The following is a 25,644-nucleotide window of genomic DNA, read 5'->3' on the forward strand; positions in this document are numbered from 1 at the left end:
TTATACTGCTTGACTGGAAAGCGTCCCCGGGACAGCGGTAGCGGAGTATAAGGAGGTATCAGCATGCAGAGCCAATACGCCCAGGAATTGCGGCGGACGGCCCAAGCGATGGTTGCCGAGGGCAAAGGCATCCTCGCAATGGACGAAAGCAATCGGACTTGCAACAAGCGGTTTGATAAGCAAGGCATCCCCTCCACTGAGGAGATGCGCCGCGCTTACCGCGAGCTCATCCTGACCACGCCCAATCTGGGCCACTACATCAGCGGCGCCATCCTCTACGACGAAACCATCCGGCAATCGAGCCAGGATGGCAAATCCTTCCTGCAGGTCATGAACGAGCAGGGCGTCATCCCGGGCATCAAGGTTGACACGGGGGCCAAACCGCTGGCTGGCTTCCCTGAGGAGAAAGTCACGGAAGGCCTGGACGGCCTGCGGGATCGCATCGCCGAGTACTATCAGATGGGCGCCCGCTTTTCGAAGTGGCGCGCCGTCATCACCATCGGCGATGGCATTCCCACGCCCACCTGCATCGAAGCCAACGCCCACGCGCTGGCTCGCTACGCCGCGCTGTGCCAAGAGGGCGGGCTCGTGCCCATCGTTGAGCCTGAGGTGCTCATCGATGGCGATCACACCATCGAGCGCTGCTACGAGGTCACCAAGCAAACCCTCTGGACGGTCTTCGACCACCTCTACCGCCACGGCATTGCCTTCGACCAGATGGTGCTCAAGCCCAGCATGGTCATCTCCGGGCTGGATTGCCCCAACCGGGCCGGCATCCAGCAAGTTGCCGAGTGGACAGTGAAGTGCCTGCGCGAGACGGTCCCGGCCGACGTTGCTGGCATTGCCTTCCTCTCCGGTGGCCAGACGCCGCAAGAGGCAGCCGAGCACCTCAATGCCATGAACTCCGAGCCGCTGCGCTCGCAGGCTCCCTGGCCCATCACCTTCTCCTACGCGCGCGCCATCCAGGAGCCTGCACTCGCGAACTGGAAGGGCGACAGCGCCAAGGTTCCCGAGTCCCAGCAGCTGCTGCACCATCGCGCCAAGTGCAACAGCGCCGCCAGCAGCGGCAGCTACACTCCCGATCTGGAGAAGCAGCCTGCGACCGTCTAAGCGCTAGCGGCTAGCAACTATCCCAAACGGACCCCCTGAGCTTAAGCCCAGGGGATTCGTTTGCAGGTCAAATGTGGGTCGGCAGGGATTCGAACCCTGGACCAATCGGTTAAAAGCCGAGTGCTCTACCAGGCTGAGCTACCGACCCGCGGCGAATTTTCACGGTTTGAAAGTCTAGCACAGCCGCTGCCTATCCCAACCACTGCCCCAAACCGAATCCCAAGGCGGCACTGCCGAGCGGGACAGTCAAATTGTCAATGCCCCATTGGGAAACCGCTTCTAGGCCTGTCGCCAGGGCAGCCACTGCCAGCGAGGCCAGCCATGCAGCGCCCATATTGCCCAAGGTTCCCACCAAGACAGCGCTGCTGATGCCATAGGTGATCGCTGCCATGATTAGCGAGCCTTCCCAGCTTTTGGTCATGCCGCCGATGCGATAGCGATGCCGGCCCCAGTAGCGCCCCACCAAGGCAGCCAGCCCATCGCCCCAGCACATGATCCCAACGCCCATGACTGCGTACTGGGGCTGGCCCAGCGGCCAAAACCAGGCAAACAGGACGCCAAAGCTCACGGCGTAGCAAAAGGTCCCCAGGCTTTTGCGGCCGACGCTGTTGATGCTGGGCAGAATCGCGACAAAGTAGGAGAGCAGCGCCAGCAAGCTGGCACTAGCCGAAGCCGCCACACCCAGCCAAGCCGGCAGTTGCAGCCACCATGCCAGCCCGATAACGTTGCCGGTCCCAATGTGAACGATCTTGCGCGTTAGCTCCGAGTCAATAGCGAGCCAGCGGTTGAGCCCCTCGGCCAGCGCAAACACCCCCGCCAAATACGCAAAAATGGTGCCAAACGCATTCGGCCAGGCATCGGGCGTTGGCGACCAGACAGCAACGTCGGGCAAGGCACTCAACTCGATTGAGAGGTATCCCTACTCTATTAAATCGCTTGGCGCCTATAAAGCGCGTGCTGATGGGCACGATCACGGTGTATCGAGCAGCGATCTCGCCGCTTCTGCTACCCAGCTGCCGCTTTTATCCCAGTTGCTCGGCGTACGCGCTGCAGGCCATTGCGCGCTTCGGAGCCGCTCGGGGGAGTTGGTTGGCGCTCAAGCGGGTGCTGCGCTGCCATCCCCTGCAGCCAGGCGGCTACGATCCGGTGCCAACGGTAGCCGAGCTGGAGGATAAGGAGGTCCGCGATCGCCAACCCTGATGCGCGCATTCCCATTTGCGAGTGCGGCGAGCCGCTGGTGCCGCTGCCCGCCGAGGTGTTTGCCTTTGAATCGCCGCACCCCTACTGGCGCCTGGGCGCCCCGTACGGCAACCGATCGCCTTACTGGCTGCGGCAAAGCGTGCTGGCTGGGCTGCTTGAGGCGCGAGCGGATCTCAAGCGGCGCTACCCGCGCTGGACCCTGCAAATTTTCGATGCCTACCGGCCGCTGGCAGTGCAGCAGTTTATGGTCGAGCAAGCCTTTGCGGCGGCTGCGCGGGCGCAAGGCATCTCGCCTGAGGCGGCATCGCCGGCACAGCGGGAAGCCCTTTGGGCGCGCGTGCGCGAAATTTGGGCGCCTCCCAGCATCGATCCGGCAACGCCGCCGCCCCACAGCACCGGCGCCGCCATCGATCTGACCGTCGTTGATGGCGACGGCCACCCCCTGGATATGGGCTCGGCCATCGACGAGCTCTCGCCGCGATCGCGGCCCGGGCATTACGATGGCAGCCCGAGCGAGCCGGGACGCCGCTACGCCGCCCAGCGGCAGCTGTTGCATGAGGTCATGCTGGCGGGGGGCTTCCGGCGCCATCCGCGCGAGTGGTGGCACTTTTCCTACGGTGATCGCATGTGGGCGCAGCAGCGCCAGCGCGAAGCCCCGCAGCAAGCTTGGGTGGCCTACTACGGGCGGGCCGAGTCACCCTCGGGGTAGCTGCGGGCGGCAGTAGCACAGGAGCGCTTTGTCAGCTACCGTAGGAAAACGAAGCCACCTCTGCTGTCGTTTCTCGCCGAGTTGACCGGCCTGCCCATGCGCGTGTACGTTTTGCTGTTTAACGCTCGCACGGAAAACGAAGGCATCCATTCCGTCCAAGCCGACGGCCACAATAAGGTTCTGATGTTTCGCTCCGAGGATGATGCCACCCGCTATGCGCTCATGCTGGAGGCGCAGGACTTCCCACAGCCCACTGTGGAAGCAATCGACTCGGACGAAATCGAGGCATTCTGCCGCGAAGCGGGCTACGAGTGCGAAACGATCGATGAAGGTCAGCTCGTAACGCCGCCCGAGCAGAGCGTGGACGAGACAGACTGGCAGCAGGCCAACCAAAAGCAACAGCAGCCGCAACTGCAACAAGACACCGATCTCGATAGCGTGCGCGAGCGCCTGGAAAAGCTCCTCTGAGGCCGCCGCCACGGAGATAGGGGCATGGAGGTACCGGGCTCGCGCGGACACCTGCTAACCGAGCAAAGCAACCCCAACAGCTGCGATCTCGACCGGCTCACTGCCCTGGAGCTAGTCGATCTGTTCAACGGCGAGGACGCTTGCACGCTCTCGGCCATCGCTGCGGCCCGCTTGCCGCTGGCCCAAGCCATTGACGCAACCAGCCTTGCCCTGCGCGATGGGGGGCGGCTGTTTTATGTCGGCGCCGGCACGAGCGGTCGCCTGGGCGTTCTGGACGCGGCCGAGTGCCCGCCTACTTTCTGTACGCCACCCGAGCTGGTCCAGGGCATTATTGCCGGCGGCCGCGAGGCGCTGGTCCGCAGTGCCGAAGGCCTAGAAGATCGCAGCGAGGACGGAGCAAGCGCCATCGCGCAGCGCGGCGTTCGCGCCGGCGATATTGTTGCCGGCATCAGCGCCGGCGGGACGACGCCCTTTGTGGTGGGTGCCTTGCAAGCCGCGCGCGCGGTTGGGGCAACGACGCTCATGCTGGCCTGCGTCCCCGCCGAGCAAGCCAACGCCGAGGTCGATATCGACATCCGCTTGCTAGTGGGCCCGGAGGTTTTAGCGGGCTCAACGCGCCTCAAGGCCGGAACGGCTACCAAGATGGCGCTCAACATCCTCTCGACCGGCGTCATGGTGCGGCTGGGTAAAACCTACGGCAACCGCATGGTGGATGTGGCGGCAACCAACGCCAAGCTGCGCGATCGCGCCCAGCGCATGGTCGAGGAGCTCACCGACTTGGATGGCGAGAGCGCGGCCCGCCTGCTGGCGGATAGCAACTACCGCGTCAAGCACGCGCTGCTCATGCATTGGGGCGGCATCGATCTGCACCAAGCTGAGCGGCTCCTGGAGGCCCACCAGGGCAACCTGCGCGCTGCCCTATCGAGCGTGTAGCGCAGGGGACTTACCCCTGGGAGGCGGCGGCGGCACTCAGGGCCTGGCGGCCGTGCGGCTCGTTCCAATCGCTGCCGTCCGGCCCGGCCGGCACGATCCCGCCCGGGTTGAGTGGGAAGAGGTTGCCGTAGTAGTCTTGCTTGACGCGCTCGAGGTCGCAAGTCTCGGCGATGCCGGGGCACTGGTAGAGATCGCGCAAGTAGGGGCCCAAGTGAGGATAGTCCCGGATCCGGCGCCGGTTGCACTTGAATAGCCCAAAATACACGGCATCGAAGCGAAACAGCGTGGTGAACAGGCGCACGTCGGCTAGGGTCAGGCGATCGCCGCAGAGATAGCGCTGGTTCGCCAACGCGCGATCAATGGCATCGAGCTGGGCGAACAGCTCGCTGCAGGCGCGATCGTAGGCTTGCTGGGTCTGAGCGAACCCGCAGCGGTAGACGCCGTTGTTGACCGCCGGGTAGATGGCAGTGTTCCACTCCTCAATGGCGGCTTGCAACTCGGGCGGATACAGGTCCCGCTCGGGGTGGGCGGCAAAGGCATCGAAGGCACTATTGAGGATGCGGATGATGTCGGCGCTTTCGTTATTGACGATGGTTTGGGTGCGCTCGTCCCACAGCACCGGCACGGTGGCCCGCCCCGCATAATCAGGCTCGGCCCGGCGGTAGAGATCGGCCAGCCGGCGGCAGCCGTAGTCGCCGCGCTCGAGCACCCAGCCCCCATCCTCGGGCGAGGGCACCACCAGCGAGACCGGGACGGTCTGCTCGAGGCCCTTGAGCGCGCGCACCACCAGCGTGCGATGGGCCCACGGGCAGCTCATGCCCACATACAGGCGGTAGCGTCCGGCTTCGGGGGGGTAGGGATGGTTGCTACCGATCCAGCAGCGAAACTGGCTCTCGGGGCGAACGTAGGCCCCCTCGCAATCGCGCGGTGCCAGCTCCGACATCATGATTTGCCACATCGCCGTCCAAACCCAGCGACCCAAGCGGATGAGGGCGCCGGGCGGAAGGGAGCGACCGCGCTTGAGCTGAGCCAAAAGCGCTTGAGCTTGCCGATAGGGGGCCATGAGCGAGTGCCTCGCGCAGCCAACGCGTGCGTTTGCTACGATCCTAGCGACTGGCAGGAGCCTACTCGGTGAGCGCGCCTCCGCCCCGCCGCCAAAGCGATCCGGCTACGGCAGTAGCCGTCATTACCGCCCTGCTGTTCGTGCCGCTGGTGCTAGCTGGCTTTTGTTAGTTGGGCCGCTGGCCGGAACGAACGGGACTCGTGGACTCGGATGCGGCCGCCATTCGCGCTCGCTTCGAGCGTGTTGCCCCCATCTACGACCGGCTCAATGATTGGTTGAGCTGGGGGCAGCACCGGATATGGAAGCGCATGACGGTCAAGTGGGTGCAGCCCCAGCGCGGCGACACTGTCCTGGATCTGTGTTGTGGCAGTGGCGATCTGGCCCGACTGCTAGCGCATGCCGTGGGCCCAACGGGTCAAGTGGTGGGCGCCGATTTTGCCCCCACCCAGCTGGCGATCGCGCGCCAGCGAACGCCGCCTGCGCCCCGCGCTGCCCCCATTCGGTGGCTGCAAGCCGACGCGCTCGATCTGCCCTTTGCCCGGGCGCGCTTTGACGGCGCCACCCTGGGCTACGGCTGGCGCAATGTTGCCGACCGGCTGCGCTGCCTGCAAGAGCTGCATCGCATTCTCAAGCCGGGTGCCCGCGCCGCCATTTTGGAGTTCAACCGTCCCCAAACGCCGGTGGCGCACTGGTTCCAGCGGCAGTACTTAAACGCGGTGGTTGTCCCCGCGGCGCGGCAGCTCGGACTAGAAGCCGATTATGCCTACCTAGCAGCCAGCGTCGAGCGTTTTTTGGATCGCGGGCAACAACTGCAACTGGCCGAGCGTGCGGGATTCGCTCGGGCAACTCACTATCCCATCGCGCACGGCCTGATGGGCGTTTTGGTACTGCAGACAGCTCCCTACAATAGGGGAGGCAAGCGGCGAGCGTTCGGCGATCGAGCCGCTTAGCGCTCTCCATCCATCGCTTTGGGATAGCGGGCGCCGCGGCGCCCGCGCCTACTGACGCCATTGCCGAGCAAGTTTTGGATTCCTCTGAGTTCTGGCTGCTGCTCGTCCCGCCGATTGCGGGGGGCATCATTGGCTATTTCACCAACGATTTAGCCATTAAGATGCTGTTTCGCCCCTACAAGCCCTGGTATGCCTTCGGCCGGCGAGTTCCGTTCACGCCGGGGCTGATCCCGCGCAACCAGCCCAACTTGGCTCAGCGCGTCTCCCAGACCATCATGGGGTCGCTGCTGACCCCCGAGGAGCTGCAGCGGCTGGCCGGGCGGCTGCTGCAAACCGAGCGCGTCAAAGCGGCCATCTTGTGGCTGTTGCAGTTGGCCCTCGAGCAAGTCGGCCGGGACAAGCAGGATCGAACGGCGCGCATCCTAGCCGATATCCTGCGCGATTTGTTTGAGGAGTCATTGCCCCGGCTGGTGAGGGTTTTGGCGCGGCGCGAGGACTTTCTCGAGCAGCAGATCGACCGCATCTTCGACCAGGTCCTGCTGGATTTCCGGCTCACCGAAACCCAAGCCCGCCAGCTCTCGGACTGGTTGTTGCAAGAGGCACTGCCGCCCAACGTCCTGCGGCAAGCGATCGTCGACGTTCTTACCGATCGCAACATCGAACTGATCGACGATTATTCGCGCCGCCGCAGCACGGGCGCCTACTGGATTGTGGCCAATGTGATTGGGATGCGCAACATCCTCACCCGCCTGCGGGCCTTTTGCCTGGATGAAAAAGAGACCGCCAACGCCCGGCTGGCCGAGATCGTGCAGTCGTTTCAGGTGCGCGATCGCCTGCAGGCATGGTTGCAGGAGCTGTCGCTACAAAACCTGCCGGTCTCGACCGTGCGGCAGCTGCGCGCCACCACGCGCGAGACCATTCGCGATTATCTGCGCGAGCGCGGGGCAACGACCCTGCGCGGCCTGAGCGAATCGTTCGATTGGGACAATGTCGCTGTACTGCTCGTGCGGCGCTTGCAAGCCTCCGAGACCATGAACGCGTCGCTAGAGGTGGTCAGCGAAGAACTGGCGCTGGTGCTCGAGCGCTACCTGGAGCGCGATTTGGGCAATCTCGTGGCCCAAATCGTGCCCATTCTGGCGATCGATGAGACCATCGTCGAGCGCGTCAACGCCACCTCCCCCGAGCAGCTAGAAGCCAACATCCAGGGCATCGTGCGGCGCGAGCTGCGCGCGATCGTCAACTTGGGAGGCGCGCTGGGGTTCCTGGTGGGGATCCTGCAGGCGACGCTGATCTATTTGCGGTAAGTGCTGCGGCAGCACCATGAAACTCACCACCCGCGGCCACTACAGCGTCAAGGCGCTGCTCGATTTGAGCTTGCAGCCTGCTCGCGCGACCGCCTCGACAGCTGCGATCGCGCACCGGCAGGCCATTCCAGCCCCCTATTTGGAAAAGCTTTTGATCGAGCTGCGCCGCGCCGGGTTGGTGAGCTCGGTGCGCGGCGCCCGCGGCGGGTACCGGCTCGCGCTACCGCCGACCGATATCTCGCTGGGCCAGATTTTGGAAGCCGTCGGCGAGACCGCCGATCCGCTCGCCGCCCGCACCCCCGAGGCCGAGCGGGCCGAAGACTGGGTTGCCTATAGCGTTTGGCAGCAGCTGCACCGCAAGCTGACCGAGGCGCTCTACGGCATCACGCTAGCCGACCTCTACTACGACGCACGCAGTTGGCAAGCCGCGCAGGGCGAAGGCACCAACTTTGTCGTCTGAGTCGCTGCCATGGTTGCTGCCTGGGTCTTGCTGTTGGCTGCCGGTTTGGACCGCCTCTTAGGCGATCCGCCCGGTTGGCCCCATCCTGTCCGCGGCATGGGGCTAGCGATCGCCAGCAGCACCCGCATCCTGCAGCAGCGGGTGCGACACCCACTCGGGCGCCGCTGGGCGGGGGCAGGCCTTGCCGTTGGGCTGGTGCTGGCCAGCGGGCTGGCGGCTTGGCTGCTGGTGCGCGGGGCAGCTGCGATCCAGCCCCTTTTGGGTAGCGGTATTGAGGCAGTTTTGGTCGCGAGCTGCCTGGCTGGCCGCAGCCTGCGCGCGGCAGCTGAGGAAATCATGCAGCCGCTGGCGGCCGGGCAGCTGGCCCAGGCGTGCGAGCGGCTGGGGCAATACGTCGGCCGCGATACGGACGGCCTGTCGCCGGATGAGATCCGGCGCGCCACGGTCGAAACCGTGGCCGAGAATGCCACCGACGGCGTCATGGCCCCACTGTTTTATGCCATTGCCGGCGCGTTCCTACCTGGCATTGGAAGTGCGCCCCTGGCAATGGCTTACAAAGCGGCCAGCACCCTGGATTCGATGGTGGGCTACCGGCGCGAGCCCTACACCGATTTGGGTTGGGCCAGCGCCCGCCTGGAGGATGGCCTGAGCTGGTTGCCCTGCCGCCTGACCGTGGTGGCGCTGGCGCTGCGCTCGGGCAAGCTCAAGCGCGTCTGGCGCTGGTGCTATCGCGACGCCCCCCGCGATCCCAGCCCGAACGCGGGCTGGAGCGAGTGCGCCTACGCGGCTGCGCTGGGCATTCAGCTGGGCGGGCCCAACTGGTACGGCGGCATCCGGACCGACAAGCCCTTGCTGGGGGAGCCCCTCGAGCCCATTGCACCGGTGCACGTCGAGCGCGCGCTGCGGCTGACCCGCGATTGCGCGCTGGCGGGGCTGCTGCTGGGCGTGGCAGGAGTGCTGGGCGCCCAGGTACTGTAACTGCCTACCTGGTGATCGCGTTAGGATGAGCCGATTGGCAATCGCGCGGGCTCGGCTGCCATGTCGGCCGCCGAAATCGAGATCCTATCGGCCGAGGAGATCCGGCGCACCCTCAAGCGCCTGGCGTCTCAGCTAGTGGAAGTAGCGCCAACGTTGGACCGGTTGGCGCCGATTGGGGTGCAGACGCGCGGCGTGCCGCTCGCGCGCTCGCTGGCAGAGCAAATCGAGCGCCTGGAAGAAGTCCGCCTGCCAGTGGGCGCGCTCGATGTCACCTTCTACCGCGACGACCTCGACCGGGTGGGGATGCGGCCGCCTGCCCAGAGCGACATTCCCTGCGATCTCACCGGCCGGATTGTCGTGCTGGTTGATGATGTCATCTATCGGGGGCGCACCGTGCGGGCAGCGCTCAATGCCATCACCGAATACGGCCGCCCTGAGGCCATCTGGCTAGTGGTACTGGTCGATCGCGGTCACCGCCAGCTCCCCATTCACCCTGACTTTACCGGCAAAACGCTCCCCACGGCCCTGGAGGAGCAGGTCCAGGTGGCACTGGAGGCGACCGACGGCCGCACGGCCGTAACCTTACAGAAAGCTCCCCCCGATTAAGGCCGGTGCCCGGTAGGATGGGCGGTGTTCGCGCCCGCAGCCCGGGTGCCGTGTCCTGCCGATTACCTCCCCAACCATGCGCAGCTTTCTACGACAAGCGCTGGCTAGCTTTGCCGGCTTGGCGCTGTTCTTTGCTTTGGGAATGGGCGGCGCGATTGCGTTGCTCGTGGGGATCGCCTCGCGCGATACCGGCCCGCAAGTGGAGAGCGGCACGATCTTGCGTTTTGACCTCTCGAGTCAAATTCGCGAGACCGAGCCCCCCACGACCCTCGGTCGCGCTCTGACCGATGATGGTCCGCCTGTGCTGACTGTGCGTCAGGCAACTGAGGCCATCGAGGCCGCTGCCCAGGACGACCGGATTGCCGGGCTGTGGTTGGCCGGTAACCGTGGCGGGGGCAACGATAGCGGCTATGCCGCGCTCCAAGAAGTCCGGCAGGCGCTGCAGGCATTCCGCGAGAGCGGCAAGCCCATTGTGGCTGCCGATAGCGATTGGAGCGAAAAAGAGTACTACCTGGGCTCGGTGGCCGATCGGATCGCGATTGCGCCGGTGGGATCGCTGGAGTGGAACGGCTTTAGCAACCAGCAGGCCTTTTTTGCCGGTGCGCTCGAGCGCCTGGGGATTGGCATCCAGGTGATCCGGGTGGGCGATTACAAATCGGCTGTCGAGCCGCTGACGCGACAGGGCTATAGCCCCCAGAACCGGCAGCAAACGCAAGCGCTGTTGGGCGATCTGTGGAACGAATTCCGCTCGGCGGTGGGCCAGAGCCGCGATTTGAGCGAACAGCGCCTGCAGGCCATCGCCGACGAGCGCGGCACGCTGCTGCCCGAGCAAGCACGCGAAGCCGGCCTGATTGACCAGGTCGCCTATCGCGATCGCGTGCGCGCGCGCTTGCAGACAATCTCGGGATCCACCGAGCCCGAGTCGTTTCCGCATCTGGGCTTGAGCGCCTACGCCCAGGCCCCTGTGGTGGCCGAGCGGCAGCGCGACGCCAACAACCAGATCGCCTTGATCCGCGCCGATGGGCCCATCGTCAGCGGCGAAGGCACCCTGCAGACCATCGGTAGCGAGCGCTTGGTCGGACAGCTGCGCGACCTGCGCCAAGACGAGGCCGTTGAAGCGATCGTGCTGCGCCTCAATACCCCCGGCGGTAGCGCGGTCGCCTCAGAGGCCATCTGGCGCCAGCTCAAGCTTGCGCGCGAGCGCAAGCCGGTCGTTGTCTCCATGGGCAATACGGCTGCCTCGGGCGGTTATTGGATCGCCACCGGCGGCAGCACCATCTTGGCCCAGCCCACGACAGTGACCGGTTCGATTGGGGTGTTTGGCCTCCTGCCCAACCTCCAGAACCTCGCCAACGATAACGGCGTCACCGTCGAGACCATTGAAACCGCCGAGTTAGCCGATATCACCACAGTTGCGCGCCCCAAAACCGAGCGAGAGCTGGCTGTCTACCAGCAGCAAGTCGAGCGCATCTACGACCGCTTTCTCCAGCGCGTTGCCCGATCGCGCGAGCTATCGCGCGAGCGTGTCGCTCAGCTCGCGCGTGGGCGCGTTTGGTCCGGCCGAGCCGCCCAACAGCGCGGCCTGGTCGATCGCTTGGGTGGAGTCGATGCAGCCATCAAAACAGCAGCGCAAGCAGCCGAGCTGGGCCAAGATTGGGCCGTGCGCGTTTATCCCGAGCAGCGCTCGCTGGAGCAACGGATTCTGGAGGCGCTGCTGGGCCAGACTGAGCTAGCGCTGGAACTGCCGCTCGAGCGCCGCTTGATGGGGCAGGCATGGCGCCGCTGGCGCCCAGAAGCCGCCGTGCTGGCAACGCTCAACGATCCCCACGGCGCTTATGCTCGCTTGCCGTTCAAGCTCCAGATCGAGTAGGCTCCTCCGCTCCTTGGAGCGGGAACTCGCGGCTGACCTGCCACTGCTGCCCGTTATGGGCCAGCAGCGTCAGCTGCGAGACAGTAAAGCGCTCGCGCCACTCGCGCTGGCGAAACGCCGGCCAGGCCTGGTGGAAGGCGCGCTCGCTCAAATCGCGGTGCGCGACGGTGATGTGGGGATTGAACGGGCGCTTTTTGGCCTTGGGATCGCTGATGCCCAGCGGATCGGACAGCGAAGCCACCAGAGCTCGGTGGAGGGCTTCCAGCTTGGGGGTCTTGGCAACCGCGACGTAAATAACGCGCGGTGCAAAAGCCCCAAAGCCCGACAGTTGCAGCGCCAGCGCGGATGGCCCTGGGTAAACTGCTGCACGCGTTCCTCGAGGGGGCTCCACTGGGTGACCGGCCAGCGAAACGGGGGCTGCAGCGTTAGGTGAGGCGGTGACTTCAGGGCGTGGCGGCTGCCGTAGGTCCGGGCAAAGTACTGCTCGATCGCTTCGATCTCGCGCGCCACGCGCTTGGGCGGAAGCAGCGCAATCAGGCCCAGGCAGCGATCGCCAGCCACAGCCAGTCCCCTACAATGCCATCAGTTCCTATTTAGCATGCTCTGGCCGTGCCCCTGTTCGTCAAAATCGAGCAAGGCATCGTCGATAAAGCCACCTTCGATCGCTTCGTCCCCGCTCACAAGGCCTACGTGCGCGAGCTCAACCAGCAGGGCCATCGCGCCCGGAGCGGTTACTGGGCCGATGCGGCAGGCGGCATGCTCATCTTTGAGGCGGCCTCGCGCGAAGCCGCCCAGGCCATCGTGGAGCAGGATCCGCTGATCGCCAACGGTTGCGTTCGCTACGAGCTGCACGAGTGGCGCGTTGTCGTGGAATAGCGCGCATGCGGCTTTTGCAGGGGCCAGCGCCCCATGTGTTAGTTTAAAGGCGATCCGGGCTCACGCGATCTCAACGCCCGAACCTTGTCAGGACCGGAAGGTAGCAGCAATAAGGGATGCTTGAGATCGGCGTGAGTTCCGGGTCCTCGCTCTCGGGACTGCCTGCCACTCGCCGCTGTTGCGGCAGCTAACCGGACGCCATGGCGCAATTCGGCAATTGGTTCCAAAAAGCGCTTTATCTGGGCTTGGGCTTGGCCGACTATGCAGGCGAGCGGGCTGGGAGCACGCTGCAGCAGTTGCGCACTAAAAGCCAGCAGCTGGCCGAGGAGCTCGTTGCGCGCGGGGAAATGAGCTCTGAAGAGGCGCGCCAGTTTGTCAACGACATTCTTAAAAACGCCCAACCCGGCGAGGAATCGGATGCAACCAATGCGACAGCGGGACCGCAATCGATCGAAATCCTGACCGAGGAGGATGCAGACGCCAGTTCCTCGGCGTCCCGAACGGAGGATGTCGAGACGCTGCGCCAGCAAGTCGAGGCGCTCCAGCAGGAGTTGCGCCGTCTCAAGCGTCAGTGATCGTTCATGACAGATAGCACCGCGCAGCAGCCGCCTGCAACCGACGCGGCCGCGGCGGAGGCCAAATACGGCGAGCGCCGCATTGCGGAAGCGGAGCTTACCACCTTCCCCAACCCGCGACCGGGGCGGCGCTACCACATTGAGGTAACGCTGCCCGAGTTCACCTGCAAGTGCCCGTTCTCGGGCTACCCCGACTTTGCCACGCTCTATCTGAGCTACGTTCCCGATGCAACGGTAGTCGAGCTCAAGGCCATCAAGCTCTATATCAACGGCTATCGTGATCGCTATATCTCCCACGAAGAGGCCGTCAACCAAGTGCTGGATGATTTCGTTGCAGCCTGCAATCCGCTGGAGGTAACCCTCAAAGGCGAGTTTGCCCCGCGCGGCAACGTGGGCACCACGATTTCAGTCTCCCACCGCAAATCCCAGGCTGAGTGAGCGCTGCCATGGAGAAAGCCGCCCTGCGGCGAACGCTGCTGCACCAACGCCGCTCGCTCCCGGCTGAGGCAGTCCGCGCCCGCAGCGAGCGAATCTGCCAGCATTTGGCTGCTACGCCCACCTTTGCGCAGGCGCAGGCGATCCTGGCTTACTTCAGTACCCGCCAAGAACCGGATCTCAGCCCGCTGTTCGAGTGCCATCCCGATCGCAACTGGGGCTTCCCGCGCTGCGTTGGCGATCGGCTCTACTGGCACTGGTGGCAGCCGGGCGATGCCTGTCAGGTGGGCGCCTACGGCATTTGCGAGCCCCATCCCGATCTGCCAGCTTGCGATCCCAGTGCGGCCGATCTGATTTTGGTTCCAGCGGTGGCGTGCGATGCGCGCGGGTACCGCCTGGGCTATGGCGGCGGCTTCTACGATCGCTGCCTGAGCTCGCCGGCCCTAGCTGCCATCCCCACCGTGGGGATCGCGTTCGATTTTGCCTGCCCTCAGGTCTTGCCTACCGACCCTTGGGATCGGCCACTGAGCGGCGTTTGTACTGAAGCCGGCTGGCGGGTTCCCCTAGCCGGATCGCAGGCCGCCGGGGGCGGCGACCGCAGCGCGCGCTAGCGCCTCCCCGGGAGCGGCGGCCCCCGACCAACCGGCGAGCAATTGCGAGGCTGCTGCCTCGAGGGCCGGAAAGTGAGACGCGTGCCGCAGTGCCACTCGCCACGCAATCGGTATACCGCTCCAACCGCTGTGGCTGCCAGCCAGTGCCCCCGCTAGGGCCGCCGCCAGCGCTTCCCGCTCCCGGGCGCGAGCGGCGCGCGCCACGCAGAGCCGAGCAGCGGTGGGCGTAAGCTGATAGCACTCCCATGCCAGCGCCAGGGCGGCATCCGTGGCCATCGCAAGGGAGCTGGTGGCATTTTCTGAGCTAGCCCCCCCGGGAGCCGAGGCTGCTAGCTCCCGAGTGATCGCTATCCCCCACGCCAGGACTTCCTCCGACGGCTCGCTCGGCTGTTGCCAAAGGCAGGCACCGTCCTGCAAGCGCGCGCGCGCCAGTGCCCAATCGTCGTGAAAGAACAGCGCGATGGGGAGCGTCGCGAGCGCAGCTTCTCCCGGCTGAGCGCAGCCACGCGACTGCAGCAACGCCGGTTGCTCCCGTTGCAGCTCCGCGCAGAGGCCATCCGCGCTCCAATCTCCCCGGGAGCTGAGATAGCGAGCTGTTGCGAGCGCAATTTGCTGCCAAACCGACGGGGCGGCCGCCGCAGAAGCCCATTGCTGCGACCCAATCTGCTCCCCGAGCGCGATTCCCAGTAAGGAGCCGCGGAACCGGTCGAGGAGCGCCAAGGGGGGTGCAGCCGGATCCGGGATCACGGCGAGCGGTGGCGCCGGATGCAGTTGACGAGCGCCTCCAGTCCTAGAACGTAGCTATCGCTCCCGAACCCGGCGATCTGACCGGTTGCAACGGGCGCAATGTATGAGTGATGCCGGAAGGACTCGCGCTGGTAAAGGTTGCTGAGATGGACTTCGACCGTTGGTAAACTCACTGCGGCGATCACGTCCCGCAGGGCAATGCTGGTATGCGTGTAAGCCCCCGCGTTAATAGCAATGCCGTAATGCTGCGTCGGCGCCTGTTGGATTGCATCGACCAAGACCCCTTCGCGGTTGGATTGCAAGCTGGAGACGGTTACGCCTAGTTGTTCGGCGCGCGCTTGTAGCTGTGCCTCAATCCCTGCCAGCGTTACTGTGCCGTAAACGCCTGGCTCGCGCTGCCCCAACAAGTTGAGGTTGGGGCCGTGCAACACCAACACGCTCGTTACCGACGCACCAGCAGTCACGCTGGCTTATCGCCGCTGGCGACGAGCGGCCTCATCATCCGCGCGTACGGTAATGGTTTCGCAATCCGGCTCGCCTTCAGGCCCCAAAAGGGTCTCCAGCAGTTCGCGGGACCACTGCTTGAGTTTCTCCCAAACCTGTTCCAGCAGTTCCAACATTAGAAGAAGCTCCTCTCGAAACGAGCATTGAGCTAGGAAAGCCTGAAGATGCCATTTCTTATTATGGCAATCCGCGCGAACGATCGCGACCTGCCGATGGCTTTCTTAATACGTTAGCACAGCCCCATCAGCCCTAGCGGGCCAGCAACTGGCGCCGCAGCCGATCCAGCGCATGGCGAGTGCAGACCGTTCGGATGGTCGAGCGTCCTCGGGTTTCGCCGGCTCTGAGCTCGCAGCTAAGCCGTTCGCCAGCCGGGGTTGCAAGGCCAATGTAGGCCAGGCCGACGGGCTTGGCTGTCGTGCCCCCGCCGGGTCCGGCAATGCCGGTAATGCTCAACCCCCACGGCGTTCCCAAGCGTTGCGCCGCGCCAGCTGCCATCTGCTCGGCGACGGGCGAACTGACAGCCCCCGATCGGGCCAGCTCGTCCGGATCGACTCTCAGCAGCTGGCGCTTGATCCGGTCCTGATAGGCCACAATGCCGCCCTCAAAATAGGCCGAGCTGCCCGGTAGTGCGGTTAAGGCTTCGCCCAATCCCCCCCCCGTGCAGGACTCGGCAACGCTCACAGTCTCGCTGGCAGCGCGCAGGTACTCGCCCACGACCGAAGCCAGCGTATCGCCATCGGCCCCAAAGCAATCTTGCCCGCCGATGGCGCGCAGCTGCCGTTCGATGGGCGCGATCGCTTCCCAAGCCCCGGCTTCGGTTGGGGCGCGCGCCGACAGGCGCAGGCGCACTTCCCCATTTGAAGAATAGGGGGCAACGGTTGGATGCGAGCGCTGCAGGAGCGATGCTACCCGCTCGGCCAGTTCAGCCTCAGGCGGCCCCCAAAACTTCAGCACCCGGCTGAGGATGACGTGCTGCCCCCATCCTTGTTGCTGCAAGTAGGGAACGGCCGTCTCGCGCCACATGCGCGCCATCTCGGCCGGGACGCCTGGAAAGGTCAGGACGGTCAATCCCGAGCGCGGCTGCCAGATCGCGCCGGAGGCACTCCCGATGGGGTTGTACAAAATCTGGGCGCCGCTTGGCAGCTGCGCTTGCTTGCGGTTGCTGTCGCTCATCTGGCGCCCGCGCCGCGCGTATTTGGTGCGGATATCTTCGAGCAGTTCCGGATGCTCGACCAGCGGTGCCCCAAAGAACTCGGCCACTGTTTCGGTGGTGATGTCATCGGGCGTGGGGCCTAGCCCTCCCGTTAGGATGAGCAGGCTCGAGCGCTCGCTGGCGACAGCTAGCGCCGTTTGCAAGCGTTCGGCGTTGTCGCCAACCGTGGTTTGGTAATAATGCGGAATGCCCAGGCGCGCGAGCTGCTGGCCCAAAAACTGCGCGTTGGTATCGACGATATCGCCCAGCAGTAACTCGGTTCCGATGGAGAGGATTTCAGCGGACATGGTGGTTGCGGGAACGACTCAATCGGCACGATGGCGCGAGCGCGCCTGGCGCCGAGCGTGCCAACTGGCATAGGCCAAAAGACCGGTAGCCCCCAGAACGCAAGCGACTCCGCCGGGTGTCCCAACCAACAGCAGGGCCAGCGCGCCCACCCAGGCCGTTAAGCTGTAGATCAGGATGGCGATCGCGCGCTGCGAAACGCCGGCTGCAAGCAGGCGGTGGTGTAGGTGGCGTCGGTCCGGCTTGAGTGGAGAATGGCCGCGCAGCAGGCGCATCCCGATTACCGCTGACATGTCCCCAATCGGGACCGCCAGGACCAGAAATGGGATCGCCACTGCCGACAGCACGTTCGTTTGCACCAAGCCAATGGCCGCCAAAGCGGCCAAGGTGAAGCCCAAAAAATAAGAACCGGAATCCCCCATAAAAATTTGCGAGGGGTGGAAGTTGTAGCGCAAAAACCCCAAGCTGCTACCGGCCAGAGCCAGACCAACGGGGGCAGAAGCTGGCTCGGCCGTAACGGCGGTCGCAGCCGCCATGACGGCTGCCGCAATCCCCGACATCCCGGCAGCCAGGCCATCCAATCCGTCCATCCAATTAATGGCATTGGCCATGCCCACCAACCAGATAGCCGTAACGGGCAAGTTGACCCAATCCAGTGACAGGTTGGTGCCTGCGATGGACTCGAGCAAAACTGATACAAACCGGACCTCAATCCCCATGGTCCAAACCAAGACGGCGATGGCCATTTGAATGGCCAACCGCAGCATGGCTGGGAGCGAGCGCAGATCGTCAATTAGCCCCACAACAAAAAAAGCCGTTCCGCCCACCAAAAGGACCCAAACCTGCCCCTCCGTTGCTGGTGCCAAATCCTCAAATGCGCCCGCGCCCCATAGCAGCAAAAATGCAGCTAGTACGCCGCCAAAAATGGCAATGCCGCCTAGATTGACGGTTTGGTTTTGATGGTGCTTGCGCTCATCGGGCCGATCGACATTGCCGCTACGCAAGCCTAGAGTTTGCAGCAGCGGCGTTACCACCCAAACCACACCGGCAGCCACCGCAAATGCCAGAACGGAGTAGAGCGGGCCAGACATCACGCAAGCATCTCGGGCAAAGGCGTCAACTCTATCTCACCAAGGGAGAGCGGGCAAACGCTCAGAGATCCCGTTCTGGCGGTGCCGCAATGGTCTTGGGGGCTCCAAGCTCAATCTGGTTGATGGCTCCGTACAAGCGCTGCTTGAACTGGCGCGCCCGCTCTCCCGAGTCGTGCGGTACGCATCTTGGCAGAACTCGGTTTTGAGCGTCTCCCAGTTGCCTTGGGTGGTCCCGGCATAAACTGGGCAAACAATGCAGGTCGGTTTGCTTACTCCGTGGCAGCCCCATCGGACCCTTCGCCATGAGGCGCTGACTGGGCGGAAGGCACCACGTCAGCATCGGCGTTTGCCCGCGGCGGCGACCCCAAATTAACAACGCGCTTGCTGCCAGCAGCGGCAGTGGCATCCATAACGAGCTTGAGCTTGCGAACCGAGGGGTTGATGTCGAAGGCAGCGACGAACTCGACGGTCATCCCGGGCGGGATGGGTTTGGTATAGCTGGCTTTGTCGTATTTAGCTTGCGCAGCCTGTTGAACGCCAGGCGGCTCAGCCTGGTAGCGCCGCCCCTGCTCGTCAACAGTGACAAAGGTGGACCAATACTGGGGGCTCGTTTGTTGGGCCAGGTTCTCCATCTGCCCTTCAATGACCAGAAACTCGCCCACTGGTTGCACGCCGGGCAGCCGCACGTCGCGGCGCAACCGCGTTAGCGTAACGACGCGCTGCTGCAGGCCCACGCGCTCGCCCACCTCAAAGATCCGCTGATGGGCTTCGGGACCAGAGCCACCGGTGGCGTCAGATGCTCCGGCAGGAGGCTCGGCCTCCGTCGCAGCTGGGCTGCCATCAGGCTGAGCTTGAGGCGAGGGTCGCGAGCGCTGCGGCTCGTTCGCTTTGGGGTCCGAGCTGGCCGAACGCGAGGTGGGAGGCGATGGCGGGCGAAGCAACCATGCAATCTCAAAGGCAAACGCACCGGCCAGCAGCAAGCTGCCCACCATCCAACCCATGCGCGCACGCCGACTGGCCTTGGGGAACGGATCCATCGCCGCTTGTTGGCATTCCGGCCAAACCTTAGCGTTTCGACCAGCGCCTGAGCCATACGGCCTGCAATCGCAGCCGGCTTAAAATGACAGCGGCGAGCTGCAAGCCAAGGCCTATGGGGGCGCGATCGCGCCAGCGCTGGCGTCACGGCGCCATTCTGGTGGCCATTATTGCTCTGGGGGCCTTCCTGCGCTTTGGAAACTTGGCGGTCAAACCGCTTTGGTTGGATGAAATTGTGACTGCGCTCATGGCGCTTGGGCGCGGTTACGAGGCCGTACCGGTGGGTGTGACCCTGACACCATCTGAGCTAGAGCGACTGTTTGCACTCCCGCCGGATGGCAACTGCGCAAGAGTAGCCCGCTTGATCGGGACCCAATCGACGCACCCACCGCTATTTTTCTGCCTGATGCATCAGTGGTTGCAGGGGCTCAGCTCGCTCGCGGCATCGCTGGCTTGGAAGTTGCGATCGCTGCCAGCGCTGGGCAGCCTTGTCGCCATTGCGGCTATCTACGCCCTCAATCGCCTTGCGGTTTCGCCACGGGCTGGCTTGGCGGGAGCGGCTGCCATGGCAGTTTCTCCGTTCGGGATTTATCTGGCGCAGGAAGCGCGCCAGTACGGGATCCTGCTAGCGCTCATTTTGCTTGCCCTGGTGGGCATGCTCCAAATTCAACGCGATGCCGAGTGCGGGCGACAGCGGCCGCTCGTGTGGCTGGGCTGGGGAGCTATCAATATTGCCGGCTGCTACACCCATTACTTTTTCCTGTTGGCCTTATTCGCTCAAGCGGTTGTGCTTATCGTGCAGCTGTATCGCCATCCCAGCCATCTGGCTGCATTGGGAGGCACCCTCGCTAGCATCGGCCTGGCTTATTGGCCTTGGATACCTTACTTGCTGCAGCACTACGGCGATGCTAAGACCGGCTGGCTGCCCGAGCCCGACTTGCTCGGGCCGCTGTACCGCACGCTGGCGGGCTGGATCGTCATGGCTGTCATGCTGCCGCTGGAGCGGCAACCGTTGGGCATTCAAATTGCGTCAGGAGCAGCCATGCTTGCGTTTGCCGGGTGGCTGGCCTGGCAGATCGCAGCAGGGATGCGACGGCTCTGGCGGCAGCCAGCAACCCGATCGGCCATTCAATCAATTGGTGGTTTTGCAGTCGCCGTTTTGCTGCAGTTTTTGGCCCTCATTTACGGGCTCGAGCGCGATACGAGCGTCGCTTTTCGGTATAACTGCATCTACTTTCCGGCATTTTGCGCTTTGGTGGGCGCTAGCTTGCAAGCCCAGTGGAACCAACTATCCCAGTACTCCCTAAGGCGATTGCGGCCGCGTTTCCCCGCTCGCACTACTTTGGTGGTTGCGGTCGGCATTGTAAGCTCCCTAGTCGTCATAAGCGATCTAGCTTTTGCCAAGCCCTACTTGCCCGCTCGGGTCACATCTCAACTCGAGCGAGCTCCCGAGCCGCTGATGCTGGCCATGGGCTATCGGCACCCGCTGGGATTGGCTCGCAGCTTGAGCTATGCCTGGGCGCTTAACGGCGCGGCCGACTCGAGCGAGACGCAATTTGCCCTGTTTGAGCTTGAGGGCGATGGTAGCCGCATCTGGCAGAGGGTGAGCGATCTCTCAGATGCCCCCCAGAGCCTTTGGGTGATGCTGCCCGATCTGGAGCGCGCCGATTATCCGCCCGTGCTAACGGTTGGTGCGCGTCCCTGCCAACGGCACGAGCGGGCATATCACCGCTTGATGGGTTGGAGCGTGCCTATTGCTTATCAGCGCTACAGCTGCGATCGCGGAACCGATATCCGGCAGGGCCAGTCCTCGCTCAGTGCTGCCGCTCCATGGCCCCGCAATTGGTTGTAAGCAGCAACCCAAACGGGTTAACGTGCTAGTTTCATTCTGCTGTTAGCGGACTGCCCCACCATGACCGCGCAACTCCGCTCAAGCCTACCGGCAGATCTCGACAGCGACCGGCTCCCGCAGCATGTAGCAGCGATCATGGACGGCAACGGGCGGTGGGCGACGCAACGGGGCTTATCGCGCATCGAAGGCCACCGTCAGGGTGTCAAAGCGCTGAAAGCGCTGCTGCGCTGCTGCAAGGACTGGGGCATCGGGCAGCTAACGGTCTATGCTTTCTCCACGGAGAACTGGCACCGCCCCGCCACCGAAGTCGATTTCCTGCTGGGCCTATTCGAGCGCCAATTGCAAGCAGAGCTCGACGAAATGGATCGCGAGGGCGTGCGCATCAACTTTATTGGCAACCACGAGGCCCTATCGCCTTCGCTGCAGTCGCGCATGCAGCAAGCCAGCGCGCAAACGGCCCAAAACCAGGCCATCCGCTTTAACGTTGCCATCGACTACGGCGGCCGCCAAGATATCGTTCGGGCTTGCCGCCGCCTGGCCCATCAGGTTGCCGCCGGCGAACTCTCCCCCAATGCCATTGACGATGGCTGCGTGGCGCAAGCGCTCGATACGGCGGGCATGCCCGAGCCCGACCTGCTGATTCGCACCAGCGGCGAGATGCGGTTGAGCAATTTTCTGCTCTGGCAGATTGCCTACGCCGAAATCTACGTAACCGAGACGCTCTGGCCGGATTTCGATCGCGGCGACTTCCACCGGGCCCTTGCCGCCTACCAGCAGCGCCATCGCCGCTTCGGCAAGCTGTGACGAGCCGGCTGCCAGCCGCCCAGCCCTGCCATTACCCTAGAGGACATCCATTTTGCGGCCATTCATGCCTCGCTTCGCTCGCTGTGCCGTCCGCTCCCTAGCCAGTCTGCTGGTGGTTTTGCTATTGGGATGGGGCGGACTGCCGGCCCAGGCATGGGGGCAGCAAGCTGCCTCCGACCCCATTCAGGCCTCGCTGGAGCGCGTTCGTGATCGCGTTATCGAGTACGAGCTAGCCAACGGCATGCGGTTCCTGATTTTGCCCGATTGGGAAGCGCCGGTCGTTTCGTTCGTGACGTATGCCGATGTGGGAGCAGCCAATGAGCCCGAGGGCAAAACCGGGGTCGCTCACTTGTTGGAGCATTTGGCGTTTAAAGGGACCGAGCGCATCGGAACGCGCAACTACCCCAAAGAAAAACCGCTGCTAAAGCGCCTGGACCGCTTGTTTGACCGGATCCAGGCTGCCCAAGAAGCCGGCAACTCGCAAAAAGCCAAGCGGCTGCAGCAACAATTTCAGCGCGTACAGGCCCAGGCAGCCGAGTACGTGGTGCCCAACGAGTTCAGCCAAATCGTGCAACGGGCTGGCGGCGTGGGGCTCAACGCCGCCACCTCGGCCGACTACACCATGTACTTTTACAACCTGCCAGCCAACAAGCTCGAGCTGTGGATGTCGTTGGAGTCAGAGCGGTTCCTCGAGCCGGTCTTTCGCCAGTTTTATAAAGAAAAGCAAGTCGTTTTGGAAGAGCGCCGCCAGCGGGTAGAGAACTCGCCCATTGGCAAGGCGATGGTGGAATTTCTAGAGACTGCTTACACTGACCATCCCTATGGGCAGCCTGTCATTGGCTACGAGCGCGACTTGCGCCAGCTGCGACGGCAGGACGTTCGCGAGTTTTTCCAAACCTACTACACGCCCGGGCAGCTCATCGGCGCTGTTGTGGGAGATGTCGATCCGGCGGAAGTGAAGCAGCTCGCCCGAACGTATTTTGGGCGCTACCCCTCGCAGGCCGATCTGCCCCCAACGGGCAACCTCGAGCCCGAGCAGCAGCAACCGCGCGAGGTGACGCTGCGGCTCCCCTCGCGCCCGTGGTACCTGGAGGCCTACCACCGCCCTGCCATCGACAATCCCGACCATGCCGTTTACGAGATCGTCACCCGGCTGTTGAGCGGCGGTCGCACCTCCCGGCTCTACCAGTCGCTGGTGCAGGAGCAGCAGCTAGCCCTCAACGTAGAAGGGATTAGCAGCTTTCCGGGCGAGAAATTTCCCAGCCTTATCCTGTTCTACGGCCTGACAGCCCCTAATAGCAGCGTCGATGCGCTAGGCCAGCAGATGCGCGCCCAAATCGAGTGCCTCAAGACCGAACCGGTCACCGCCGCCGAGCTCGAGCGGGTCAAAACGCAAGCTCGGGCGGAGCTAGTACGCTCGCTGGACTCCAATCGCGGCATGGCGCGGCTGCTGGCCGAATTTGAGGGCAAAACCGGCGACTGGCGCAACCTATTCGACGAGATTGAAGCCATCGCCCAAGTCACCGCCCAAGACCTCCGGCGCGTGGCCCAGGAGACCTTTCAACCCCAAAACCGCATCGTCGGGCGCATCCTGCCCGAGAGTGCGGATTCATCCAACGAGTGAGCGGCGGCCATGGCAATCGCAAGCACTAACCGAACGGTTAAGACCCTGAGCTGGATCGGGCTAGGGATCGTCCTGGCCCTGCTGTTGGCGTTCGGCCGAGGAACGATCGCCTCTCAAGCGGAAGCCGCCACCCCCAAGCACTACACCGAACTCTCGTTTCCGCCCCAACCCGAGCCGGCACCGCCCGATTGCGAGCGCTACCAGCTCGATAATGGCATGACCGTGTATTTGCTGCCCGATCGCGACTTGCCCTTGGTGAGCGGCCGGGCGTTCGTTCGCACCGGCTCGCGGCTGGAGCCGGCCAATAAGGTAGGGCTCGCCGAGCTCGCGGGCAAAGTTCTGCGCACCGGCGGCACGCAGCAGCACGCGCTGGACGAGCTCAACCGCATGCTGGAGCGGCGAGCTGCCTTGATCGAGACCAGCATTGGCACCACGCGCGGCGAGGCCAGCTTTGAGGCCCTGCGTCCCGATCTGGATGCGGTACTCGATTTATTCGCCCAGGTTCTGCGCCAACCGGCCTTTGCCCCCGACAAGATCGCGCTAGCCAAAACGCAAAAGCGCGGGGAAATCGCGCGGCGCAACGACGAGGCCGGCCGCATTGCCGCGCGCGAATTCAGTGAGTTGGTCTATGGCGATAGCAGCCCCTATGCCCGCATTGCCGATTACGCAACGCTCAACAACATCTCGCGCACGGACATCATCGATTTTTACCAGACCTACTTTCGGCCGGATAACATCATCTTGGGCGCGATCGGCGACTTTGAGGTGGCGGCCATGCGCAATCGCATTGCCCGAGCCTTTGGCGACTGGGAAGCGCCAGCTGCCGAGCCCAGCCCGACCGTCCCGGCTGCCGGTCAGGCTCGCGATGGCGGCATTTTTGTCGCCGAGCAGTCGCAGCTCACCCAAAGCTACATCCGCTTGGGACACCTGGACGGGCAGTACGACAGCGAGGACTACCCAGCCCTGGATGTCATGAACGAGGCGCTCAACGGCTTGGGCGGTCGGCTGTTCGACCGGCTGCGATCGCAGCAGGGACTGGCCTATTCCGTTTCCGGGAAATGGAACCCCAGCTACGATTACGACGGGATGTTTGTTGCCGGCGGGCAGACTCAATCCCAGCAGACAGTGCCGTTCATCCGATCGCTGCGCTCGGAGCTAGAGCGCATGCAGCGCGAGCCGCTCCAGGAGGAGGCGCTGGAGGGCGCCAAAAGCACGATCCTCAACGCGTTCCCGTTTGAGTTTGAGGATCCCAGCCAAACGCTGGCGCGGCGGATGCGCTACGACTACTACGATTACCCGCCGGATTTTTTGTGGCAGTACCGGCGCGGGGTAGAAGCGACAACAGCCGAGGATGTCTTGCGCGCGGTGCGCGAGTCGCTGCACCCCGAGCGCCTGGTAACCCTAGTCGTGGGCAATCCCGATGCCATTGAACCTGGGCTCGAGCAGCTAGAGCAACCGGTCCAAACGCGCGATATTACCCTTCCCCAGCCGCGCCAGCAGCAGCCCATGCTGCCATCGCCGCAACTGCAAAGCGAGCCGGCCTCAAGCGGGATGCCAAACGAGCTCGATGGGGCTGCCCCACTCGAGCTGCAACTGGGATTGGGCGCTGCCGCCGTTGACGGCTAGCTCCACCCAGCCGTGGCTACCCTCTAGCGCGAGCAACTCGCCTGCCGCCCGATCGCTGTAAGTCCGCGCGCTGGGAATATCGCAACCGGCCGCACGGGCCCACCAGTGGCGATCGCGCACGGCTTGCCCGGCCACGTTGGTAATGAGGTTGCCAAAGGCATCCACGTACTGAATGCAGCCGGCGATGCCGGTGGCTGTGGCCTGCTGCTCGGCCAGCGGTAGCTGCACGAGGGCGTCGGGGGCAAGGCGCTCGCCCAACTCAGCCAGGGGCGTGCCGCGTGCCAGGTGGGCGCCGACCGGCGCAAAAATGTCGCGACCGTGGAAGGTGGCACTGGGGGAGCGCGTGCGCCAGTAGGCCGGCTCGGTCAACGTGACGGCAGCTTGCGGCGGATAAAGCGCCAGCAGGCCGCCCAACAAACCGTTGTCCGGGCCAACGGCAAAGCCACCTTCAAAGGCAACGGCAATGCCACGCCGCTGGCTGCCCACCCCCGGATCCACCACGGCCACGTGCACGGTCGCCTCGGGAAAGTAGGGCGCGGCGCTGGCGAGCGCAAAGCGCCCGGCTGCCACGTTTTGCGCGGGCAGCTGGTGGGTCAGATCGTGAATGGGGACGTGCGGATCGGTGGTCGCGATCGCGCCTTTCATGATGCCGACGTAGGGATCCTGCAGCCCAAAGTCGCTCAGCAACGTCACCGGATGCCTCGCGGGCATAAGC

General features: G+C 64.2%; 27 protein-coding genes, 1 tRNA gene, 1 other RNA gene and 1 pseudogene. 20 read left to right on the forward strand and 10 right to left on the reverse strand.

Annotation, left to right across the window (positions count from 1 at the left end; genetic code table 11):
- The first annotated feature begins 63 nt into the window (after nt 1-63).
- Nucleotides 64-1,110, forward strand: a complete 1,047-nt coding sequence (locus BRC58_00220; protein PSP19570.1) for a fructose-bisphosphate aldolase class I — start codon at nt 64-66, stop codon at nt 1,108-1,110.
- Between the two features lie 74 nt (nt 1,111-1,184).
- Here BRC58_00220 and BRC58_00225 read toward each other — a convergent pair.
- Nucleotides 1,185-1,258: transfer RNA gene (locus tag BRC58_00225), tRNA-Lys, on the reverse strand.
- Nucleotides 1,259-1,300: 42 nt separating this feature from the next.
- Nucleotides 1,301-1,942, reverse strand: coding sequence for a phosphatidate cytidylyltransferase (locus BRC58_00230; protein ID PSP19677.1), 642 nt, complete (start codon nt 1,940-1,942; stop codon nt 1,301-1,303).
- Between the two features lie 113 nt (nt 1,943-2,055).
- On the opposite strand from BRC58_00230, the gene BRC58_00235 reads away from it, so the two are divergent.
- From BRC58_00235 to murQ, 4 genes are all read left to right on the forward strand, one after another.
- Nucleotides 2,056-2,310, forward strand: a complete 255-nt coding sequence (locus BRC58_00235) for a membrane protein insertion efficiency factor YidD (GenBank protein ID PSP19678.1) — start codon at nt 2,056-2,058, stop codon at nt 2,308-2,310.
- Entirely contained in the window at nt 2,297-3,019 is a 723-nt protein-coding gene (locus BRC58_00240) for a D-alanyl-D-alanine dipeptidase (protein ID PSP19571.1), read from the forward strand. Before BRC58_00235 ends, BRC58_00240 begins: the two co-directional genes overlap by 14 nt.
- Nucleotides 3,020-3,115: 96 nt before the next feature.
- The gene (locus BRC58_00245; protein PSP19572.1) at nt 3,116-3,487 is read left to right on the forward strand and encodes a DUF3110 domain-containing protein; all 372 of its coding nucleotides are present in this window, start codon (nt 3,116-3,118) and stop codon (nt 3,485-3,487) included.
- Nucleotides 3,488-3,511: 24 nt separating this feature from the next.
- Nucleotides 3,512-4,420, forward strand: coding sequence for an N-acetylmuramic acid 6-phosphate etherase (murQ, locus tag BRC58_00250; protein PSP19573.1), 909 nt, complete (start codon nt 3,512-3,514; stop codon nt 4,418-4,420).
- 10 nt (nt 4,421-4,430) lie between these two features.
- Here murQ and BRC58_00255 read toward each other — a convergent pair whose 3' ends face one another.
- The gene (locus BRC58_00255) at nt 4,431-5,483 is read right to left on the reverse strand and encodes a glutathione-dependent reductase (protein PSP19574.1); all 1,053 of its coding nucleotides are present in this window, start codon (nt 5,481-5,483) and stop codon (nt 4,431-4,433) included.
- A 200-nt stretch (nt 5,484-5,683) separates the two neighbouring features.
- On the opposite strand from BRC58_00255, the gene BRC58_00260 reads away from it, so the two are divergent.
- The 6 genes from BRC58_00260 (at nt 5,684) to sppA (ending at nt 11,651) form a co-directional block, all read left to right on the forward strand.
- Nucleotides 5,684-6,433, forward strand: a complete 750-nt coding sequence (locus BRC58_00260) for a bifunctional demethylmenaquinone methyltransferase/2-methoxy-6-polyprenyl-1,4-benzoquinol methylase UbiE (protein ID PSP19575.1) — start codon at nt 5,684-5,686, stop codon at nt 6,431-6,433.
- Between the two features lie 74 nt (nt 6,434-6,507).
- On the forward strand, nt 6,508-7,737 hold the full coding sequence (locus BRC58_00265) for a DUF445 domain-containing protein (protein PSP19576.1): 1,230 nt from the start codon (nt 6,508-6,510) through the stop codon (nt 7,735-7,737).
- A gap of 16 nt (nt 7,738-7,753) precedes the next feature.
- Nucleotides 7,754-8,197: a transcriptional regulator gene (locus tag BRC58_00270; GenBank protein ID PSP19577.1), complete on the forward strand. Its 444-nt coding sequence runs from the start codon at nt 7,754-7,756 to the stop codon at nt 8,195-8,197.
- Between the two features lie 9 nt (nt 8,198-8,206).
- A complete protein-coding gene (gene cobD / locus BRC58_00275; GenBank protein PSP19578.1) occupies nt 8,207-9,175 on the forward strand; it encodes a cobalamin biosynthesis protein CobD in 969 nt (322 codons plus the stop codon).
- Between the two features lie 60 nt (nt 9,176-9,235).
- Complete coding sequence (locus tag BRC58_00280; protein PSP19579.1) at nt 9,236-9,781, forward strand: bifunctional pyr operon transcriptional regulator/uracil phosphoribosyltransferase PyrR; 546 nt, start codon at nt 9,236-9,238, stop codon at nt 9,779-9,781.
- Between the two features lie 76 nt (nt 9,782-9,857).
- The gene (gene sppA, locus BRC58_00285; protein ID PSP19580.1) at nt 9,858-11,651 is read left to right on the forward strand and encodes a signal peptide peptidase SppA; all 1,794 of its coding nucleotides are present in this window, start codon (nt 9,858-9,860) and stop codon (nt 11,649-11,651) included.
- Here sppA and BRC58_00290 read toward each other — a convergent pair.
- A pseudogene (locus tag BRC58_00290) lies at nt 11,632-12,212 on the reverse strand (2'-5' RNA ligase). The gene sppA and the pseudogene BRC58_00290 overlap by 20 nt on opposite strands.
- A gap of 48 nt (nt 12,213-12,260) precedes the next feature.
- Here BRC58_00290 and BRC58_00295 point away from each other — a divergent pair.
- From BRC58_00295 to BRC58_00315, 5 genes are all read left to right on the forward strand, one after another.
- The gene (locus BRC58_00295) at nt 12,261-12,527 is read left to right on the forward strand and encodes a hypothetical protein (GenBank protein ID PSP19581.1); all 267 of its coding nucleotides are present in this window, start codon (nt 12,261-12,263) and stop codon (nt 12,525-12,527) included.
- A 51-nt stretch (nt 12,528-12,578) separates the two neighbouring features.
- Nucleotides 12,579-12,675, forward strand: an RNA gene (gene ffs / locus BRC58_00300) — signal recognition particle sRNA small type.
- A 52-nt stretch (nt 12,676-12,727) separates the two neighbouring features.
- Nucleotides 12,728-13,102 carry a hypothetical protein gene (locus BRC58_00305; GenBank protein ID PSP19582.1) on the forward strand — a complete coding sequence of 125 codons (375 nt, stop codon included), beginning with the start codon at nt 12,728-12,730 and terminating at the stop codon, nt 13,100-13,102.
- Nucleotides 13,103-13,108: 6 nt separating this feature from the next.
- Nucleotides 13,109-13,540 (forward strand): NADPH-dependent 7-cyano-7-deazaguanine reductase QueF, encoded by a 432-nt coding sequence (locus tag BRC58_00310; GenBank protein PSP19583.1) that lies wholly within the window; start codon nt 13,109-13,111, stop codon nt 13,538-13,540.
- Nucleotides 13,541-13,548: 8 nt separating this feature from the next.
- Complete coding sequence (locus tag BRC58_00315) at nt 13,549-14,148, forward strand: 5-formyltetrahydrofolate cyclo-ligase (protein ID PSP19584.1); 600 nt, start codon at nt 13,549-13,551, stop codon at nt 14,146-14,148.
- Here BRC58_00315 and BRC58_00320 read toward each other — a convergent pair.
- The 5 genes from BRC58_00320 to BRC58_00340 all read right to left on the reverse strand — a co-directional run bounded on the left by BRC58_00320 (nt 14,101) and on the right by BRC58_00340 (nt 19,025).
- The gene (locus BRC58_00320; protein ID PSP19585.1) at nt 14,101-14,895 is read right to left on the reverse strand and encodes a hypothetical protein; all 795 of its coding nucleotides are present in this window, start codon (nt 14,893-14,895) and stop codon (nt 14,101-14,103) included. The genes BRC58_00315 and BRC58_00320 overlap by 48 nt on opposite strands.
- The gene (gene aroQ, locus BRC58_00325; GenBank protein PSP19679.1) at nt 14,892-15,326 is read right to left on the reverse strand and encodes a type II 3-dehydroquinate dehydratase; all 435 of its coding nucleotides are present in this window, start codon (nt 15,324-15,326) and stop codon (nt 14,892-14,894) included. Before aroQ ends, BRC58_00320 begins: the two co-directional genes overlap by 4 nt.
- A gap of 322 nt (nt 15,327-15,648) precedes the next feature.
- Nucleotides 15,649-16,899: a competence/damage-inducible protein A gene (locus BRC58_00330; protein PSP19586.1), complete on the reverse strand. Its 1,251-nt coding sequence runs from the start codon at nt 16,897-16,899 to the stop codon at nt 15,649-15,651.
- Nucleotides 16,900-16,917: 18 nt separating this feature from the next.
- Nucleotides 16,918-17,988, reverse strand: a complete 1,071-nt coding sequence (locus BRC58_00335; protein PSP19587.1) for an undecaprenyl-phosphate alpha-N-acetylglucosaminyl 1-phosphate transferase — start codon at nt 17,986-17,988, stop codon at nt 16,918-16,920.
- A gap of 269 nt (nt 17,989-18,257) precedes the next feature.
- Nucleotides 18,258-19,025, reverse strand: coding sequence for a hypothetical protein (locus BRC58_00340; GenBank protein PSP19588.1), 768 nt, complete (start codon nt 19,023-19,025; stop codon nt 18,258-18,260).
- Nucleotides 19,026-19,108: 83 nt separating this feature from the next.
- Between BRC58_00340 and BRC58_00345 the strand changes: the two genes are divergently transcribed.
- The 4 genes from BRC58_00345 (at nt 19,109) to BRC58_00360 (ending at nt 24,929) form a co-directional block, all read left to right on the forward strand.
- Nucleotides 19,109-20,875, forward strand: coding sequence for a hypothetical protein (locus tag BRC58_00345; GenBank protein ID PSP19589.1), 1,767 nt, complete (start codon nt 19,109-19,111; stop codon nt 20,873-20,875).
- Nucleotides 20,876-20,935: 60 nt separating this feature from the next.
- On the forward strand, nt 20,936-21,679 hold the full coding sequence (locus BRC58_00350; GenBank protein ID PSP19590.1) for an isoprenyl transferase: 744 nt from the start codon (nt 20,936-20,938) through the stop codon (nt 21,677-21,679).
- 64 nt (nt 21,680-21,743) lie between these two features.
- Nucleotides 21,744-23,303: a peptidase M16 gene (locus BRC58_00355; GenBank protein PSP19591.1), complete on the forward strand. Its 1,560-nt coding sequence runs from the start codon at nt 21,744-21,746 to the stop codon at nt 23,301-23,303.
- A gap of 9 nt (nt 23,304-23,312) precedes the next feature.
- Nucleotides 23,313-24,929, forward strand: coding sequence for a peptidase M16 (locus BRC58_00360; protein PSP19592.1), 1,617 nt, complete (start codon nt 23,313-23,315; stop codon nt 24,927-24,929).
- Here the strand turns inward: BRC58_00360 and BRC58_00365 are convergent.
- Nucleotides 24,846-25,640, reverse strand: a complete 795-nt coding sequence (locus BRC58_00365; protein PSP19593.1) for a hypothetical protein — start codon at nt 25,638-25,640, stop codon at nt 24,846-24,848. The genes BRC58_00360 and BRC58_00365 overlap by 84 nt on opposite strands.
- Nucleotides 25,641-25,644: the final 4 nt, after the last annotated feature.

Source organism: Cyanobacteria bacterium QS_8_64_29, assembly GCA_003022125.1.
Classification (GTDB): domain Bacteria; phylum Cyanobacteriota; class Cyanobacteriia; order Cyanobacteriales; family Rubidibacteraceae; genus QS-8-64-29.

Excerpts from the sequence above, each read along its gene's own strand:
- BRC58_00335 (PSP19587.1), bottom strand. The coding sequence starts at position 17,988 with ATGTCTGGCCCGCTCTACTCCGTTCTGGCATTTGCGGTGGCTGCCGGT.
- BRC58_00340 (PSP19588.1), bottom strand. The coding sequence starts at position 19,025 with ATGGATCCGTTCCCCAAGGCCAGTCGGCGTGCGCGCATGGGTTGGATG.
- BRC58_00220 (PSP19570.1), top strand. The coding sequence starts at position 64 with ATGCAGAGCCAATACGCCCAGGAATTGCGGCGGACGGCCCAAGCGATG.
- BRC58_00360 (PSP19592.1), top strand. The coding sequence starts at position 23,313 with ATGGCAATCGCAAGCACTAACCGAACGGTTAAGACCCTGAGCTGGATC.
- BRC58_00305 (PSP19582.1), top strand. The coding sequence starts at position 12,728 with ATGGCGCAATTCGGCAATTGGTTCCAAAAAGCGCTTTATCTGGGCTTG.
- BRC58_00280 (PSP19579.1), top strand. The coding sequence starts at position 9,236 with ATGTCGGCCGCCGAAATCGAGATCCTATCGGCCGAGGAGATCCGGCGC.
- BRC58_00310 (PSP19583.1), top strand. The coding sequence starts at position 13,109 with ATGACAGATAGCACCGCGCAGCAGCCGCCTGCAACCGACGCGGCCGCG.
- sppA (PSP19580.1), top strand. The coding sequence starts at position 9,858 with ATGCGCAGCTTTCTACGACAAGCGCTGGCTAGCTTTGCCGGCTTGGCG.
- BRC58_00270 (PSP19577.1), top strand. The coding sequence starts at position 7,754 with ATGAAACTCACCACCCGCGGCCACTACAGCGTCAAGGCGCTGCTCGAT.
- cobD (PSP19578.1), top strand. The coding sequence starts at position 8,207 with ATGGTTGCTGCCTGGGTCTTGCTGTTGGCTGCCGGTTTGGACCGCCTC.
- BRC58_00350 (PSP19590.1), top strand. The coding sequence starts at position 20,936 with ATGACCGCGCAACTCCGCTCAAGCCTACCGGCAGATCTCGACAGCGAC.
- BRC58_00245 (PSP19572.1), top strand. The coding sequence starts at position 3,116 with ATGCGCGTGTACGTTTTGCTGTTTAACGCTCGCACGGAAAACGAAGGC.
- BRC58_00255 (PSP19574.1), bottom strand. The coding sequence starts at position 5,483 with ATGGCCCCCTATCGGCAAGCTCAAGCGCTTTTGGCTCAGCTCAAGCGC.
- murQ (PSP19573.1), top strand. The coding sequence starts at position 3,512 with ATGGAGGTACCGGGCTCGCGCGGACACCTGCTAACCGAGCAAAGCAAC.
- BRC58_00355 (PSP19591.1), top strand. The coding sequence starts at position 21,744 with ATGCCTCGCTTCGCTCGCTGTGCCGTCCGCTCCCTAGCCAGTCTGCTG.
- BRC58_00330 (PSP19586.1), bottom strand. The coding sequence starts at position 16,899 with ATGTCCGCTGAAATCCTCTCCATCGGAACCGAGTTACTGCTGGGCGAT.
- BRC58_00315 (PSP19584.1), top strand. The coding sequence starts at position 13,549 with ATGGAGAAAGCCGCCCTGCGGCGAACGCTGCTGCACCAACGCCGCTCG.
- BRC58_00345 (PSP19589.1), top strand. The coding sequence starts at position 19,109 with ATGACAGCGGCGAGCTGCAAGCCAAGGCCTATGGGGGCGCGATCGCGC.
- BRC58_00365 (PSP19593.1), bottom strand. The coding sequence starts at position 25,640 with ATGCCCGCGAGGCATCCGGTGACGTTGCTGAGCGACTTTGGGCTGCAG.